Annotated in this window: 12 protein-coding genes; 9 read left to right on the forward strand and 3 right to left on the reverse strand. The window is 58.5% G+C overall.

Features of this window, described 5'->3' with window-relative positions:
- The first annotated feature begins 67 nt into the window (after nucleotides 1-67).
- The 3 genes from metG (at nucleotide 68) to ACR3ES_RS15030 (ending at nucleotide 6,397) form a co-directional block, all read left to right on the forward strand.
- Entirely contained in the window at nucleotides 68-1,786 is a 1,719-nt protein-coding gene (metG, locus tag ACR3ES_RS15020) for a methionine--tRNA ligase (RefSeq protein WP_170430058.1), read from the forward strand.
- A gap of 291 nt (nucleotides 1,787-2,077) precedes the next feature.
- Nucleotides 2,078-3,256 carry an efflux RND transporter periplasmic adaptor subunit gene (locus ACR3ES_RS15025; RefSeq protein WP_170430057.1) on the forward strand — a complete coding sequence of 393 codons (1,179 nt, stop codon included), beginning with the start codon at nucleotides 2,078-2,080 and terminating at the stop codon, nucleotides 3,254-3,256.
- Nucleotides 3,257-3,259: 3 nt separating this feature from the next.
- Nucleotides 3,260-6,397 carry an efflux RND transporter permease subunit gene (locus ACR3ES_RS15030; protein ID WP_480423803.1) on the forward strand — a complete coding sequence of 1,046 codons (3,138 nt, stop codon included), beginning with the start codon at nucleotides 3,260-3,262 and terminating at the stop codon, nucleotides 6,395-6,397.
- An 87-nt stretch (nucleotides 6,398-6,484) separates the two neighbouring features.
- On the opposite strand, the gene ACR3ES_RS15035 is transcribed toward ACR3ES_RS15030, so the two are convergent.
- A complete protein-coding gene (locus ACR3ES_RS15035) occupies nucleotides 6,485-7,042 on the reverse strand; it encodes a DUF2087 domain-containing protein (protein WP_480423804.1) in 558 nt (185 codons plus the stop codon).
- 199 nt (nucleotides 7,043-7,241) lie between these two features.
- The gene (glpD, locus tag ACR3ES_RS15040) at nucleotides 7,242-8,831 is read right to left on the reverse strand and encodes a glycerol-3-phosphate dehydrogenase (RefSeq protein ID WP_170430051.1); all 1,590 of its coding nucleotides are present in this window, start codon (nucleotides 8,829-8,831) and stop codon (nucleotides 7,242-7,244) included.
- 266 nt (nucleotides 8,832-9,097) lie between these two features.
- On the opposite strand from glpD, the gene ACR3ES_RS15045 reads away from it, so the two are divergent.
- The 6 genes from ACR3ES_RS15045 (at nucleotide 9,098) to ACR3ES_RS15070 (ending at nucleotide 13,843) form a co-directional block, all read left to right on the forward strand.
- Nucleotides 9,098-9,859, forward strand: coding sequence for a DeoR/GlpR family DNA-binding transcription regulator (locus ACR3ES_RS15045; protein WP_170430049.1), 762 nt, complete (start codon nucleotides 9,098-9,100; stop codon nucleotides 9,857-9,859).
- A 117-nt stretch (nucleotides 9,860-9,976) separates the two neighbouring features.
- The gene (locus ACR3ES_RS15050; RefSeq protein ID WP_170430047.1) at nucleotides 9,977-10,132 is read left to right on the forward strand and encodes a DUF5993 family protein; all 156 of its coding nucleotides are present in this window, start codon (nucleotides 9,977-9,979) and stop codon (nucleotides 10,130-10,132) included.
- Nucleotides 10,133-10,141: 9 nt separating this feature from the next.
- Nucleotides 10,142-10,711 carry a disulfide bond formation protein B gene (locus ACR3ES_RS15055; RefSeq protein ID WP_170430044.1) on the forward strand — a complete coding sequence of 190 codons (570 nt, stop codon included), beginning with the start codon at nucleotides 10,142-10,144 and terminating at the stop codon, nucleotides 10,709-10,711.
- A gap of 34 nt (nucleotides 10,712-10,745) precedes the next feature.
- Nucleotides 10,746-11,102, forward strand: coding sequence for a DUF3302 domain-containing protein (locus tag ACR3ES_RS15060; protein ID WP_170430042.1), 357 nt, complete (start codon nucleotides 10,746-10,748; stop codon nucleotides 11,100-11,102).
- Between the two features lie 21 nt (nucleotides 11,103-11,123).
- On the forward strand, nucleotides 11,124-12,269 hold the full coding sequence (locus ACR3ES_RS15065; RefSeq protein ID WP_170430040.1) for an HlyD family secretion protein: 1,146 nt from the start codon (nucleotides 11,124-11,126) through the stop codon (nucleotides 12,267-12,269).
- A gap of 11 nt (nucleotides 12,270-12,280) precedes the next feature.
- Nucleotides 12,281-13,843 carry an efflux transporter outer membrane subunit gene (locus ACR3ES_RS15070; protein ID WP_170430038.1) on the forward strand — a complete coding sequence of 521 codons (1,563 nt, stop codon included), beginning with the start codon at nucleotides 12,281-12,283 and terminating at the stop codon, nucleotides 13,841-13,843.
- A gap of 3 nt (nucleotides 13,844-13,846) precedes the next feature.
- Here ACR3ES_RS15070 and mprF read toward each other — a convergent pair whose 3' ends face one another.
- On the reverse strand, nucleotides 13,847-16,456 hold the full coding sequence (gene mprF / locus ACR3ES_RS15075) for a bifunctional lysylphosphatidylglycerol flippase/synthetase MprF (RefSeq protein WP_170430036.1): 2,610 nt from the start codon (nucleotides 16,454-16,456) through the stop codon (nucleotides 13,847-13,849).
- Nucleotides 16,457-16,547 lie beyond the last annotated feature (91 nt).

Below are 16,547 nucleotides of genomic sequence, written 5' to 3' on the forward strand. Positions count from 1 at the left end.
TCCCGGGGTTTTGCTGACTGCCCACATAAGGTAGACGGGCGAACGGACAGACACGCGGATACGGAATATGGCTCGGATTCTCATCACTTCAGCGATCCCCTACATCAACGGGATCAAACACCTCGGCAACCTGATCGGCTCGCAACTGCCTGCCGATCTGTATGCGCGCTACCAGCGTGGCCGGGGGAACGAGGTCATGTTCCTGTGTGCCACCGACGAACACGGCACGCCAGCCGAGCTTGCTGCCGCCAAAGCGGGCAAGCCCGTGGCCGAATACTGTGCTGAGATGTACGGAGTTCAGGCCGATATCGCCGAGCGCTTTGGCCTGAGTTTCGATCACTTTGGCCGCTCTTCCAGCGAGCAGAACAAGCACCTGACCCAACATTTCGCCGGTAAGCTGGATGAGGCTGGTCTTATCCGGGAAGTCAGCGAGAAGCAGGTCTATTCCAACGCCGACGGCCGGTTTCTGCCGGACCGCTATATTGAAGGCACCTGTCCCAATTGCGGATACGAGCGCGCCCGCGGCGACCAATGCGAAAACTGCACCAAACAGTTAGATCCGACCGATCTGATCAACCCGCGCTCGGCCATTTCCGGGTCGACCGATCTGGAGGTGCGTGAGACCAAGCATCTGTATCTGCGCCAGTCCGCGATGAAAGACCAGTTGGATGCGTGGATCGACAGCAAGGCCGACTGGCCGATCCTAACAACGTCGATTGCCAAGAAATGGCTGCATGACGGCGACGGCCTGCAGGATCGCGGCATCACCCGCGATCTGGACTGGGGTGTTCCGGTCAAGAAAGGCGATCAGGACTGGCCTGGGATGGAAGGCAAGGTCTTCTACGTCTGGTTCGACGCGCCGATCGAATACATCGCCTGCGCCAAGGAATGGGCCGACGCGAATGGCAAGACGGATGCGGATTGGGAACGCTGGTGGCGCACCGACAAAGGCGCGGATGAGGTGCGCTATGTCCAGTTCATGGGTAAGGACAATGTGCCCTTCCACACCCTCAGCTTCCCCGCCACCATTCTGGGGTCGGGCGAGCCGTGGAAGATGGTCGACCACCTCAAGTCGTTCAACTACCTGAACTATGATGGCGGCCAGTTCTCGACCTCACAGGGCCGCGGCGTGTTTATGGATCAGGCGCTGGACCTGCTGCCGGCGGACTACTGGCGATGGTGGCTGCTGAGCCATGCCCCGGAAAGCAGCGATAGCGAATTCACGTGGGAGAACTTCCAGCAATCAGTGAACAAAGACCTCGCCGACGTGCTGGGCAACTTTGTCAGCCGGATCACCAAGTTCTGTCGCTCGAAATTCGGCGAAGCCGTGCCTGAAGGCGGTGAATTCGGTGACTGCGAACGGGCCTTGATCGAGGACCTGACACGCCGCGTGCGTGCCTATGAGGCGCACATGGAGGCGATGGAAGTCCGCAAATCTGCGCAAGAGTTGCGGGCGATCTGGGTGGCAGGCAATGAGTATCTGCAAGCCGCCGCACCCTGGTCGACCTTCAAGGAAGACCCTGGACAGGCCGCAGCACAGGTGCGATTGGGCTTGAACCTGATCCGTCTTTATGCCGTGCTCAGTGCGCCCTTCATCCCGGAAACTTCAGCCCGGATGTTAAGCGCGATGAACACGCTGGATACCAGCTGGCCCGACGATGTCGGCGCGGCGCTTGCGGCCTTGCCACCCGGTCATGACTTTGCGGTGCCGGACGTGCTTTTCGCCAAGGTCACGGATGAACAGCGCGAGGACTGGCAAGTTCGTTTTGCCGGAACGCGAACATAAGACGACCGCACAGGCTGCTTTTTCATGCGGCAGCAAATGGGCAGTCACGCGTCGATCCCGAGCGCCGCGTGACGGCGCACAAAGCTGTGTCCGCAGGCAAGCCGCCACCTTTTCTGATCTTAAGCCTGTCAATCCAAGGGCAAATTCCTTGAGGCGCGACAAGACACGCCGCGATCAAGATGCTTGAGATAAAAGCACAAAACAGCCATCCTGACCGGGAAACCCATCGACTCGCCCGGGGGGTCCGATCTCATGGGGCGCAGAATCCATAGTTTGAACGAGGCACCTGCCATGTCCCATGCATTGAAGAAACCAACCCTGCGCGACATCACCGCCTGCAGGGCGAAAGGCAAGCATCTCGCTCTGCTCGCATGTCTGGGTCTGGCACAGCCCACATTCGCTCAGGACCAGAGCGAGGCAACGCCTCCGAAGGTTTCCATCGCCGCCGCCTATTCCGAGGAAATCACCGACGAAGCGGTGTTCATTGGGCGGGCGGAAGCACTCGACAAAGTGGACATCGTCGCACGCGTCAGCGGCTTCCTCGACAGTCAGGATGTGGAGGACGGCGCGCTGGTCAACGAAGGGGACCTGCTGTTCACGATTGAGCCGGACCTCTATCAGGCGACGCTTGAGGCCCGTAAGGCCGATCTGGATCGGGCCGAGGCAAATCTGGAGCTGGCCAAGGTTGATCTGGCCCGGAAGGAAGAACTCTATCGCCGCGATGCAACGCCGGAATCCGAGCGTGACATCGCGCGGGCCAATGAATTGGTGGCCGAAGCCGAAGTTAAGGCGGCAAACGCGGCCATTCAGCAGGCGGAACTGGACCTGAGCTACACGGAAATCCATGCGCCATTTACCGGGCGCATCGGTCGGGTTACCACCAGCGTGGGGGATGTAGTCGGTCCCAGCAACCCGCCTTTGGTCAATCTGGTCAGCGAAGCACCCATTTATGTCAATTTTTCTCTCAACGAAAAGCAGTTCACATCGGTTCTGGAGCAGTTCGGTGAAAGCGCGTCGTCTCTTGCGGAAAGCCAAAAGAGCCCGAACGTTCACGTGACACTCCCGAACGGCACGGAATTGGATGAAACCGGCGAGATCGTCTTTGTCGACAACCGGATCGACCCTCTGACGGGCGCGATCACCATGCGGGCCGAGTTCGACAATATGAAACGGCTGATCATCGACGGTGCGTTCGTAAACGTGCATATTGAAGCGCTGGAACCCACGCTTCAGGTTCTGATCCCTCAGGCCGCGCTGCAACGCGATCAGCGCGGGGAGTTTGTTCTGGTTGTGAATGACCAGCAGATGGTTGAACAGCGCTACATCACGACCGGGGACACGGTCGGTACGGCCATCATCGTTCTGGACGGTCTGCGCGAGGGGGAAAGCGTTATCGTCGAGGGCCTGCAAAGGGTGCGCCCGGGTGTGTCGGTCGACGCTGTCGTCGCCTCAGAGCAGCCGGGAGAGTAACGGATGTTCTCAGCCCTGTTCATCAGCCGGCCCAAGCTGGCGCTTGTCATTTCGCTTGTCCTGACAATCATGGGCGGCATCGGCTATCTGGTTCTGCCGGTGGCTCAGTTCCCTGACATCACACCGCCGGTGGTCAGCGTAACCACCACGTATACAGGCGCAAATGCCGAAACTGTGGAAAACACGGTCGCCGCACCCATCGAGGCGCAAGTCAACGGCGTGGACGACATGATCTACATGACGTCGACATCCTCCGATAACGGCTCGTATTCCCTGAATATTACTTTCGAAGTTGGCGCGGATCCCGACATCGCCTCAGTGAATGTGCAGAACCGCGTGGCCCAGGCCATGTCGTCGCTTCCAACCGAGGTCACATCCTCGGGTGTCGTGACGCAAAAAGCATCCACCAACATGCTTTTGCTGGTGACGCTGACATCGCCCAACTCCACTTATGACAGCGTGTTTCTGTCCAACTACGCCTCGATCAATCTCAAAGACGCTCTGGCGCGGATTCAGGGTGTGGGTAAGGCGGACGTTCTGACCAATCTGGAATACGCCATGCGGATCTGGATCGATCCCGACCAGATGGCCGCCCTGTCGATCACACCAGGCGATGTGATCGCGGCCATCCGCGAACAGAATATCGAAGTCTCCGCGGGATCCATCGGTTCACCGCCCGTGCCCGAAGGGCAGACCTTTCAATACACGATCAAGACCAAAGGTCGCCTGACATCGGCTGCGGAATTCGGCGATATCGTCATCCGAACCGGCGAGGCAGGATCTATCGTCAGGGTGCGCGACATCGCCCGCGTGGAACTGGGCGCGCAGTTTTATTCGGCGTCCGGGTACTTTCAAAGCGTGCCGGCAACCGTCATCGGCATCTATCAAGCACCCGGCGCGAACGCTCTGGCGGTGTCCGAACGGGTTCAGGCCGAGTTGGAGCGACTGTCCCGCTCCTTCCCAACGGACGTTGAATATCAGGTGCCGTTTAACACCACGGATTTTGTGGAACAATCGTTGAACGACGTGGTCACGACCTTGATACTGACATTCATTCTGGTGATCTCGGTCGTATTTGTCTTTTTGGGCAATTGGCGCGCGACGATCATCCCTGCGGTGGCTATTCCGGTCTCACTAATCGGGACATTTGCGTTTTTGCTGCTCTTCGGCATGTCGCTGAACACGATATCCCTGTTTGCTCTGGTGCTGGCCATTGGGATCGTAGTGGATGACGCCATCGTTGTGGTCGAAAACGTGGAACGGATCATCGCCGAGGAGGGCCTGCCACCAGCAGAGGCCACCCGTAAGGCGATGGGCCAGATCACCGGACCGGTCATCGCGACCACGCTGGTTCTGCTGGCGGTGTTCGTGCCCGTGACCTTCATGCCGGGCATTTCAGGGCGGCTTTATTCTCAGTTCGCGGTCACCATCTCGACCGCAGTGGTCATCTCGTCCATCAACGCCCTAACCCTGTCCCCTGCCTTGTGCGGGCTGGTGCTGCGGCCAAGATCAGGCCCACCAAAGGGCATTCTGGCCTTGTTTGAGAAGTTCATCGGGACCGTCCGCAGCGGCTATGTCGCGATTGTGCGTAAATTGCTGATCCTGCCGGTTATCGGGTTGGGTATGATTGTGGCGCTGGCCGTGGGCGCCGGCACGATCATGTCCAACACCTCCAGCGGCTTCATCCCATTAGAAGACAACGGATATCTGTTCGTGGATGTGCAACTGCCAGACGCTGCGACGCTGGAGCGCACAGAGGTGGTTACCAAACGGGTCGACGATCAGATCCGAGAAATCCCCGGCGTCGCCAGTACCGTTCTGGTCAACGGCTTTTCGCTGCTGAACGGAACCATCACCAACGGGGCGGCCATCTTTGTAAACCTCGACAATTGGGACGAACGTCAGGAAGACGACCTGAGCGCCAACGCGATCCTCGGCAAAGTGCTGGCAATCGCCAACGCTGAATCCGCCGCATCGATTGTGGCGTTTAACCCGCCGCCCATACAGGGCCTTGGCATGTCCGCCGGGGTCGAGATGGAGGTGCAGCAAACCGGGGGCGGCACGCCGCAGGATCTGGCATCCGCCGTGGGATCATTTGTCTACGCGGCCAATCAGCGGCCGGAAATCGGTCAGTCCTATACAACCTTCCGCGCAAATGTTCCGCAGTTGTTTGTCGATCTGGATCGGGAGAAGGCCAAGACCCTACAGGTTTCCGTATCGGAGATCTTTCAGACGATGCAGGCCCAGTTGGGGTCCTATTACGTCAATGACTTCAACCTGTTTGGTCGGGTGTATCGCGTGATGATTCAGGCCGACGGGACCTACAGGGACAATGTCGAGGATATCTCGAACCTCTATGTCCGCTCGAACCAGGGCGAGATGGTTCCGCTGGGCACCCTGATCGATGTCGAAAACGTTCTGGGACCTGTCTTACTGAAACGTCACAACCTGTTCCGGTCTGCGACGGTGACGGCGGTGCCTGCTCCGGGATTGTCGAGCGGGGATGCAATCACCGTCATGACCGAGGAGTCGGCCACGGCCCTGCCCCCTGGCTATGCGTTCGAATGGACGGGAACGGCCCAACAGCAATTGGCCGCAGGCGGATTGGTGGTCGTGATCCTCGGGTTGGCGATCCTGTTCGGGTATCTGTTCCTTGTGGGCCAATACGAAAGCTGGACCTTGCCGGTGTCGATCCTGCTATCGGTGACGGTGGCCCTGTTCGGCGCTGTCGCGGCTGTGGCAATCGTGGGCAGTGACATCAACCTCTACACGCAGATCGGGATGATCATGCTGGTGGGGCTGGCGTCGAAAAACGGGATTCTGATTGTCGAGTTTGCAATCGAGCAACGGGCCAAAGGACTCTCGATCAAAGAAGCGGCAGCCGAAGCGGCGCATCAGCGTTTCCGGGCGGTGATGATGACCGCCTTGTCTTTCCTGTTGGGCGTTGTTCCACTGTTGGCGGCCAGTGGCGCAGGTGCCGCCAGCCAAAAAGCCATCGGTGTTGCCGTTTTTGGCGGAATGCTGGCGGCCACACTGGTTGGCGTCATCCTGGTGCCGGTGCTCTATGCCCTGATGCAGGGCCTACGCGAGTGGGTAAAAGGCAGTAAAAACGATCCCGACCCGACCAGCCAGGCCACCTGAGCGAGACGCCAGAAACCAAACAGGCCCCGCGACAATCGCGGGGCTTTGTATTGGCAAGGCTCTGGACAATCCGGCAATCAGCCTGTGTCAGGCAGGGACCGCCCCATTCCGCAGTCGGCGGCGGGCCGTGACAGCATGGATCACTGTCTTTGCCTCTTCCGGAGGCGCCTGCTCGACCCGCCGGTAATTGCTTCCGTCACTGTGTCGGGTCAGTAATCCGCTGCCTATCATAGTCCGCCGCAACGTTGCCGGGTCGTTGAACAGGTGTTCTTGCCGCAGGCGCGCGTTGATCTCTTTCTCATCAAGGCTGGTGTCGCTGGGCAGGCTGGCCCAAAGCGCCCATAGTGCCAGAGCTTGTACTGATCGTCTTGCAGGCCAGCGCAGCAACCGGCCTTCGGCGTCGAATTGAACCAGCGTGCGTTCCACGGTTCGCATGTCGACGGCCAGAGTTTGCGGTTGCGCCTCAAACCGGCGCCGCGCGGCATGAGCGGCCCGCATATGCTGAAGGTTCTGAAACCCCGCAGCGCGCGCCACCATGTTCATCAAGGCCACATGCGAAGGTTTGGGATCACCCAGTTGTCGGCCCAAGGCACGGGTGAAAGCGGACAGGTCGTCCACGTACAGGGGGATAGGTGTTTTCGTCATCATGCATCCATATCGGGCGTTCTGCGCGATCGTCGGTCGCTGACTTAACGAAACAACGCCCTTATGATTGCGATGTCGTTTTGTAAAACTGGCAGGTTTAGCACTCCGAGCAGGAGCAGCGACGCCTCGGTGACTGCCGACCGTATGCGATGGCTAGCATGATCGACCCGTCCGGCCAAGTGGGAAAGGCAGGAGATCCTTAAGCGACTTGGGCCGCCTGACTACGCTGGCCCATCCACTGATCGATCCGCGCGATCTGATCGTCATCCAGACGCAACCCCAGCTTGTTGCGACGCCACACAACGTCCTGCGCGCTGCGGGCATATTCCTTGTCCATCAGCCATTCGACCTCGCGCGCAGTCAGAGTCGCGCCAAAGGCTTCTCCCAGATCGTCAGCTGATTTTGCATCGCCCAGCATCACACGCGCCTCGGTTCCGTAGGCTCGCACCAGCCGCGCGGCCCAGACCCGATCCAGAAAACCGTAATCCGCCAACAGCGCGTCTATCAGGTCTTGCACACCGTCCACGGGGAAGTCCCCGCCGGGCAACGCAACGCCCGCCGTCCAAGGCCCCGGCAGGTCAGGGAAATGCTTGGATATCTTGTGCAACGCGCTCTCTGCGAGACGACGGTAGGTGGTGATCTTGCCGCCAAATACATTGAGCAAAGGCGCCCCACAGTGGTCATCCACTTTCAGCTTATAGTCACGCGTCGCCGCCGTAGCACTGCTGGCCCCATCATCGTAGAGCGGCCGCACGCCGGAATAGGTCCAGACAACATCCTCGCGGGTCACAGGTTGCTTAAAATACTTATCCGCAAAAGCGCACAGATACTCCTCTTCAGCGTCTGTGCAGACCGGAGGTACGGAGGGATCCGAATGATCCTGATCCGTGGTGCCGATCAGGGTAAAGTCCTGCTCATAAGGAATGGCAAAGATGATGCGCCCGTCCTCGCCCTGAAAGAAATAGCACTTGTTGTGATCATACAGCTTGCGCGTCACGATATGACTGCCGCGCACCAATCGGACGCCTTCGCGCGAGTTTATGTGGATTTTCGCTTGGATGATATCGCCGACCCACGGGCCGCCCGCATTGACCAGCATTTTGGCCCGCACCTCGCGGGTCTCGTCATTGTCCCGGTCCCGAATTGTGATCTGCCACACATCTTCAACCCGCCTCGCAGCCACAACTTCGGTGCGCGTGAGGATATTTGCACCCCGAGACTCCGCATCGCGTGCATTTAGCACGACCAGACGTGAATCCTCGATCCAGCAATCGGAATACTCATACGCAGTCTGAAACTTGTCCTGCAAAGGTCGGCCTTCTGGTGCCGTTTGCAGGTCGAGAGAGGATGTCCCCGGTAGAATTTTCCGACCCCCAAGATTGTCATAGAGAAACAGACCAAGACGTATGAGCCAAGCCGGGCGCCGCCCGTGCATCCACGGCATGACCGCGCTCAGAAAACGAGAGGTCGGCGTTTCCGTGTCGAACCGCATGTCCTTGTGGTATGGCAACACAAAGCGCATGGGCCAGCTGATATGCGGCATGGCGCGCAGAAGGGTTTCGCGTTCTTTCAGAGCCTCGTGTACGAGCCGGATTTCAAAGTATTCCAGATACCGCAGACCCCCGTGAAACAGCTTGGTCGACGCCGAAGATGTGGCCGATGCCAGATCGTTCATTTCCGCCAGTGTCACCGACAGCCCGCGCCCCGCAGCATCGCGCGCGATGCCACATCCGTTGATACCGCCACCAATAATGAACAGGTCCGTGATCTGATTGTCTTGCTGGTCCATGTCAGGCCGATTCCCTACCTTGCAGGCTTGGGCGCATTAACCCGCTGGACCTTCGTTTCGTCAAGTCTGGGTTTCGATTTTATTCGTTTTTCGAATAATCGAACAACATACGAATCTAACTCCAATCGCCCAATGGATAAAGATTACATGGTTTTTGGTGAGATGTGATGCCAATAGAGCAGTCAAGCGCCGCGAATTTCTAAACCGCCCCTTGCAATGCGACGACAAAAGAACAAAAACGAAAAGGCGTATTTTTGGAGACCCACATGTCCATGTCCTTTCGCCAAGCGGACATTATGTCCCTTGCCCGACAAACCGGCCGTGTAGCCGTTGACGATCTGGCCGAGCAGTTTGGGGTGACCGTGCAAACCATCCGCCGGGATCTGTCCGAACTGTCTGATTTGGGCAAGCTGGACAGGGTTCATGGCGGTGCCGTGCTGCGGTCCGGCGTGTCAAACATCGGCTACGAAGATCGCCGCGCTTTGAACGAGGAGGCAAAAGCCTGCATTGCTGGGGTGTGCGCCCGAGATATTCCGGACGGAGCGTCGGTTTTCATGAATATCGGCACGTCGACCGAAGCGGTCGCGCGACAATTGCTCAGCCATAAAAACCTGATGGTGGTGACCAACAACATCAACGTTGCCAATATCCTGGTTGAGAACCCGGCTTGCGAAATCGTGCTGGCCGGTGGCGTTCTGCGCCCGTCGGATGGCGGGCTGATCGGCAATCTGACCGTGTCGACCATCAAACAGTTCAAGTTTGACTATGCGATCATCGGGTGCTCCGCACTGGACGCCGAAGGCGATCTGCTGGATTTCGATTTTCAGGAGGTGCATGTAAGCCAGACAATCATCGCGCAGGCGCGCCAGACCTTTCTTGTGGCCGACCATTCCAAATTTCAACGCTCGGCACCGGCGCGCATCACCTCGCTTGCCGACATTGATACGTTTTATACCGACCTGCCGCTGTCCAAGGACTTGACCCGCAAATGTGCGGATTGGAATACGGCGTTAAAAACCTGCGCCTAAGCACCAGCAAAACTCTCTTGCAGGATGAGCGACCCGCCTCGAATTCTTGCCAGATGACCGATAGCCTGCCAGTATCGCGGATATTGACATCGTTGCACGGATAAGGAGACCCGGGCCATGATAGCGCTTTTATTTGCATTACTTACAGCCGTAATGGGACTGAATTATTTCAAACAGACCATGGCCGCCAATGCACTTTTCTTTATCACTTTGGCGCTCAGCGTGTACTGGCTGAAGTTTCACGCCACCAGCCAGCTGACCATTCAGCTTTGAGGGGCCGCCATGACACCTGAACTTTCCCGAAATCTAAACGCAATCGGCATGCTGGCGGTAAGCCTCGTCCTGGTCCTGGCCTACATCTATCAGCTTACGCTCTACGAACTGCCCTGCCCCCTGTGCCTGCTGCAAAGGGTTGGCTTTGTTGCCGTCGGCGTGGGGCTGGGTCTCAATCTGCTCTATGGCGCGCGTCCGCGTCATTACGCGTTGATGCTGATCGCCGCCCTTTATGGTGGCAGCGTGTCGGTGCGCCAAATCCTGTTGCATATTGTTCCAGGAACCGGGCATTACGGATCGCCGGTCCTGGGCCTGCATTATTACACTTGGGCTGCGATCTGCTTTTTTTTGATCATTTTGGGGACCGCGATCATGCTGCTGTTTGACCGCCAGTATGCGGAGGGTGCGGCTGATGAACCCCGGTTCGGCGGCAGCACGCTTGCCAAAGCCGCCTTTTTCATCATGCTGGGACTGGCGGTGTTGAACGCCGTCTCAACTCTGATCGAATGTGGCCCCGGTATCTGCGCAGATCCTCCGACCAGCTACAAATTGATTGACGAGATGGGCACCAACAACTGAGGATGGGGCAACCTTCCCAACAGGAGGCACGAGCATGGGACTATTAGGTCAGCCGTTGGGCTATTATGATTATCTGACATTTGTGGCATTGATCCTGCTATTGGCCGCCGTGATGGCGCTGTTTCTGTTCATCATGGGCCTGCCGGGCCGGATCGCTATCAAACGGAACCATCCGCATGCCGAAGCGGTCAAGATCATGGGCTGGATGGGTTTTCTAGCCGTGGTTCCTTGGGTGCATGCCTTTATCTGGGCGTTCCACGACGGCGTTACAGTGGACATGCGCCGCGGCCCCGACGAAGAAAAGAAAGCCATCCGTGACGAGATCGAACGTCTGGGTGGTGACGTAAAGGAAGAGTATCAGGACGCGTCCGGCGAGACGCAGAAGAGCTGAGGCTGAAGGAATCTTACCACTATGTTCGTCGCCCTGGGCATCACGCTCTTTTACATCATTTTCGTCTGGTTCATTTTCTTCAAGGCGCAGTGGCTGAAATTCAATATCACCTGGGGCGTTGTCTCGTTCTGGGTCGGCGCGCATCTGCTGCTGATTTTTCTGGTTGCCCTGCGCTTTTTCCAGCCGTTTTCCGCAGACAGCCATGTGGTTCGTTCGACCATTCAAATCGTGCCCAGGCTGACCCAGCCCACGATCCTGACCGAAGTTCTGGTTGAACCGAACACTCAGATCACCAAGGGCGAACCACTCTATCGCTTTGACGACACGGTGTTTTCGGCGGCGGTTGAAAACGCCCAGGCGCAGTTGGTTGCCGCCGAGCAGAACGCCAAGATCCTGGAACAGGATGTCATCGCCAAGGCCCAGGCGGTTGAACGCGCCAACGCACAACTGGCCTATGCGTTAACCGAGCAGGCACGGTATGCAAATCTTGTACCGGCCGGCGGTGCGCGGCAGGACGAACTGGATCGCTGGAACGAACAGGTTGCCGAGGATCAAGCGTCGGTCAATCAGGCTGAGGCCAACCTTGAAAAAGCGCAGCTGGCGCTGGACTCACAAATTGATGGGATCAACACCGGCATTATTCAGGCCCAGGCTCAACTGACCGAAGCAGAGTATTTTCTGGAAAACACAACCATCTATGCGCCTGAAAACGGCATGATCGTCTCGCAGCAGGCCCGTCCGGGGCTTGTCGTCGGCGACATTCGCCTGGGCGCGATTGCCAGCTTTGTGACCGAAGACAACCCGTATATTCTGGCCACGTTCCGGCAGCAGAACCTGAAATTTGTCGAGCCCGGTCAAGAGGTCGAGGTCGCCCTGGACCTCTACCCGGGCGAAATACTTCCGGGCAAGGTCGAAGCGATCTGGTGGGCGACACGTCAGGGTCAGTACCTGCCATCGGGCCGCCTGCCCGGGTTTGAGTTGCCCAAGCTGCCCGGTCGGATTGCGGTTCAGATCACGGTAGATCTGCCTGAGGGGCATACTCTACCCGCTGGCGGCCATGCAGCCGTGGCGATCTACACAGGCCAGGGCAAGAGTTTCGAGTTCCTGCGGCGCATTAATACCCGCCTGTACTCGTTTGCCAACTTCATCCGACCCCTAAACATTTGAGGACGCGTTATATGAACCGGGCCACATCCTTTCGCAAACTGATGGGAACGGCCCTCTGTGCGGCGATGCTGGCGGCGTGCGCCCCGGTTGGCCCGGATTTCGTGCGGCCAAATTCGCCGGTCGTTAAACAATGGATCGAGGTGAATAGCCCCAGCGCTGGCCAAAGCGGCCTGACCTCGCGCAGCGCCCCGGTGGTGAGATGGTGGGAAACCTTCAACGATCCCACGCTGAACAAGCTGATTGCCGAAGCCTATGCCCAGAACCTGACCCTTCAGGTTGCCGGCGCACGTGTGCTGCAAGCCCGCGCTCAGCTGGGCATCGCCTTTGGCGAACTGTATCCGCAGTCACAGGCCATTGGAGGCTCGCTGCAACGGCGTCAGATCAGCGACAATCTGGGTCCCGTCGCTGATATCAATCGGATCATTCCGCTGGATACCGAGTTTTCGACCTCGCAGGTTGGGTTCGACGCGCAGTGGGAGCTGGATGTCTGGGGCGCCCAGCGGCGCGGTGTGCAGGCGGCGCGATCAAACCTCGCCCTGCAGGTTGCGAATTATGACGATGCGCTGGTGACGCTGACCGGAGATGTCGCGGCTTTATACGTGAACATTCGTGCCCTGCAGGAATCGCTGATTGTGGCGCGTGAAAACATCACGTTGCAGCAGGCCTCTGCCGATCTGACCCAGCTCCGCTTTGACAATGGGGTCACGACAGAACTGGATGTGCAGGAATCCACCGCGCTTCTGAACAACACCAGGGCGCTTGTGCCCGAGTTGGAAAGCGACTTGCAGCAAACCAAGAATGCGCTGGCCGTTCTGTTGGGAGCCACGCCCTCGCGCATGACCAGCTTGCTGGGCAATTCCGGGCGCATTCCGTCGGCCCGGTCCAGCGTTGCGGTGGGTGTGCCTGCGGAATTGTTGCGGCGGCGGCCTGATGTGCGCGCAGCCGAATTGGCCGCAGCGACCCAGTCGGCGCAGGTCGGGATCGCCATGGCCGACCTGTATCCGCAATTTGTGTTGTCGGGGTCCATTGGCCTGCAAGCCTCAGGCGGGCGCGACTTGTTCAGCTCTAGCAGCAACACAGGGCTGGCCAGCGCTGGCGTGGTCTGGAATGTGCTGAATTACGGACGAATCCAGAACAATGTCCGCGCACAAGATGCGGCGTATCAGGCCCTGATTGCCAATTACCAGAACACCGTGCTCACCGCCTATTCCGAGGTGGAAAGCGCCATGGTCGCTTATGCCCAAGCGCGCAAGCAGGTTGGATTCTATCAAAACAGTGTCGAGGCGTCACGCAAGGCGGCTGAGATCGCCGTCAGCCAGTATCGTGACGGTATCGCCAGCTACTCGCGCATTTTGAACACCCAGACGGCACTGTTGCGGTCCCAGGCCAACCTGATCGAGGCGCGGCAACAAGTGTCGAGCAATCTGGTGGCCGTTTACAAGGGGCTCGGCGGCGGATGGCAGATCCGTCAAAATCAGGAGTTCTTGCCCGAAACCGTTTTGGCCGAAATGGCCTACCGCACTGATTGGGGCGATTTGCTGGAGCAGACGCCAACCCGCGCCAGTCTGAACTGATCCTTACTTCGTCAGGCCCCGCAGACCGCCGGAAATCAGGATATTGACCTCGTACAGAATACGCGGGGCTGCCAATCCCCCGGGGCTGGCCAGGTAATTCGGGCTCCATTCCGGCTCGAATTTTTGCTTGAAGGCGCGCAGGCCTTCAAAGTGGTAGAACTGCTCGCCATGCTCGTACACAAACCCGCCAATCCGGTTCCACAGGGACGCAAGCTCTCGGTTCTCGATACCGGAAAACGGCGCCGCCCCGAGTGAGAACCAATGAAATCCCTGCTCGGATCCCCAGACCATCATTTCGGCAAACAGGGCATCCATCACAAAGCTTGGGCTGTCCGGTTCATAGCGCATCAGGTCCAGCGACAGTTCAGATTTATGACCGCCTTGGAAGAGGTTGGCGAAGGCCATGATCTTGCCGGTCTCGCCGTTCTTCAGTACGGCGTGATCGAAGTAAGACAAATACTGCTCATCAAACCCGCCCAGAGCAAAGCCCTTTTCCGCGCCCGCCTTATGCTCCAGCCAGTGGTCGGAAATCGCGCGCAGCTCTGGCAATACGGGTGCCAGATTTTCCTTTGGGATGATTTCAAAAACATATCCCTCACGCTCAGCGCGGTTTTTGGCTTGCCGGAACCGCTTGCGAGACTTTCCGTCCAGCGAAAACCCTTCGAGCGGTACGCGCGCCACTTCGCCGATCTTCAGGATGGACAGACCGAGATCCAGAAATGTCGGCAGGTATTTGGTTGACACGCTGTAAAAGGCGCACAGTTTGCCTTCGCGATCCGCCATTTCCCGCAGCTGCCAGACCAGTTGTTGACCGGCCTTTTCGTCCCCGACGGGTTCGCCTTTTGAGATTATGGCATTGCCTGTATCTGCGTAGGCGATGAACGCCGTTTCATCCGGTGAAATCAGGAATTGCTTGTCGCCCGTCAGCGAAATCTGCGTTTCGGTGTCCTCGCTTTGCATCACAAGCCGTTCGACCACTTCTGGGATCTCAGTGCGAACCGGCGGCGGAATCTCTCGCCCGAACAGGGAATTGACGGCGACGATCCCAAGGATCACCGCCACCACAAGGCTGGACCGCAGGAACCGCGAGGCGTCACCGTTCCACGCAAATTCCCACCACAAAGCGTTCTGATACTGGACGTGGGAATAGGCAAAGAGGCCAATCCAGAAGATCACGGCCAGCAGCGCAATAACACTGACCAGCCAGGGAATGTTCAGCCGAAAGATGGATGCCCCGCTGACCCGGTAGAAGGCGCCGCGAAACATCGCCAGAACGGCGATGGTGCCCAACATGCTGATGGCTTCATGCGTATCCAGCCCCTTGGTAAGCGACGCAATAAACCCCGCCACCATCAGCAGCATGGCAACCACCCAGGCGCGGTAGAGTTTGCGGAACAGCCCACGCGAGACCAAGATCAGCAACACCCCCACCGCACTTCCGGTAAGGTGCGAGGCTTCGACAAAGGACAGGGGCAGAAACGCCCGCAGAACGCTCAGGCTCTGGCTGTCCGATGGCAACGCCCCTGATACCAGCAGGATCACCCCGGCGACCGCAGCCACACCCGCTGCAACCATCGGTACAATCGGGCGGATCACGCGGTAGACCCATGTCGCCGCCCCGCCAATCCGACGGCGTTGGGTCAGGGCCGAAGCGACTGCAATCGACAGGCTGGCGATGACAAAGGGCGTGAACGTGTAGACAACCCGATAGAGCAGCAGCGCAGCGATCACGTCCGACCGGCCCGACGCGCCGAGACCCGCAATCAGCGTTGCTTCGAATACGCCTATCCCGCCGGGCGCATGGCTCAGAATACCGACCGCGATGGCAGCGATGTAGATCGTAAAGAAATAGGGGTAACCAACGCCCAGATCGTCCGGCATGAGGACGTAAAGAACCATGGATGCGCCAAACAGGTCCCCAAGGGCGGCCAGTGTCAACAGGCCCGCCAGTTTGCCACCCGGCAGGTTGAACCCCATACCCGCCAACTCAAACCTGCGCCCGCCGCTGGACAACCAGACAAACAGGCCGACCAGCACGGCCAACAGGCACAGCCCGATTATGGTTTCCGTGGTCTCTCCAATCGGCACAATCTTGGACACACCGTCAGGGTGAAAGGTCAGCAACAGTCCCAGGATCAGAATGAGGCCCATCCAGAACGCCACCCAGGATGTTGCGATTACCCCCGCCACGCGGCTCAGATCCAGACCGAGGGACGCATAGATCCGGTACCGGATCGCAGTTCCGGTGATGTAGGAAAAGCCCAGGCAATTTGACACTGCATAGCCGCTGGCCCCTGCCATTCCGGCCACCGGCAAGGGGACTTTCCCATCCGCCACGCTTTGCACCGCAAACACATCATAAAACGAAAGCGACAGAAAGCTGACCGCAGTCCAGCACAGCGCAAAAAACAAAAGCTTCCAAGACGTTGACGCGACATCCGACTGAACGTCGGACCATTTCACATGTGACGATAATTCATGCAGAACGGTCAGGGCGATCAGCGTCACCAGAACCGGGATTACGATCCGCACCCACGGCTTTTCCAGCAGGCCCGTCACCTTTTCAATCCAAAGCACGGCCCGGGGTTCATCGCCTGTCTGCTGAGTGGTCATCGAGCGCGTCCCTGCCCTTTCGCCCTGTATAGCTTTTCCTGTATGCACTTTGGACGACGGGATACGCCGACAGAGTCCACCTCCAACTCTG

This window comes from Ruegeria sp. B1, assembly GCF_056535885.1.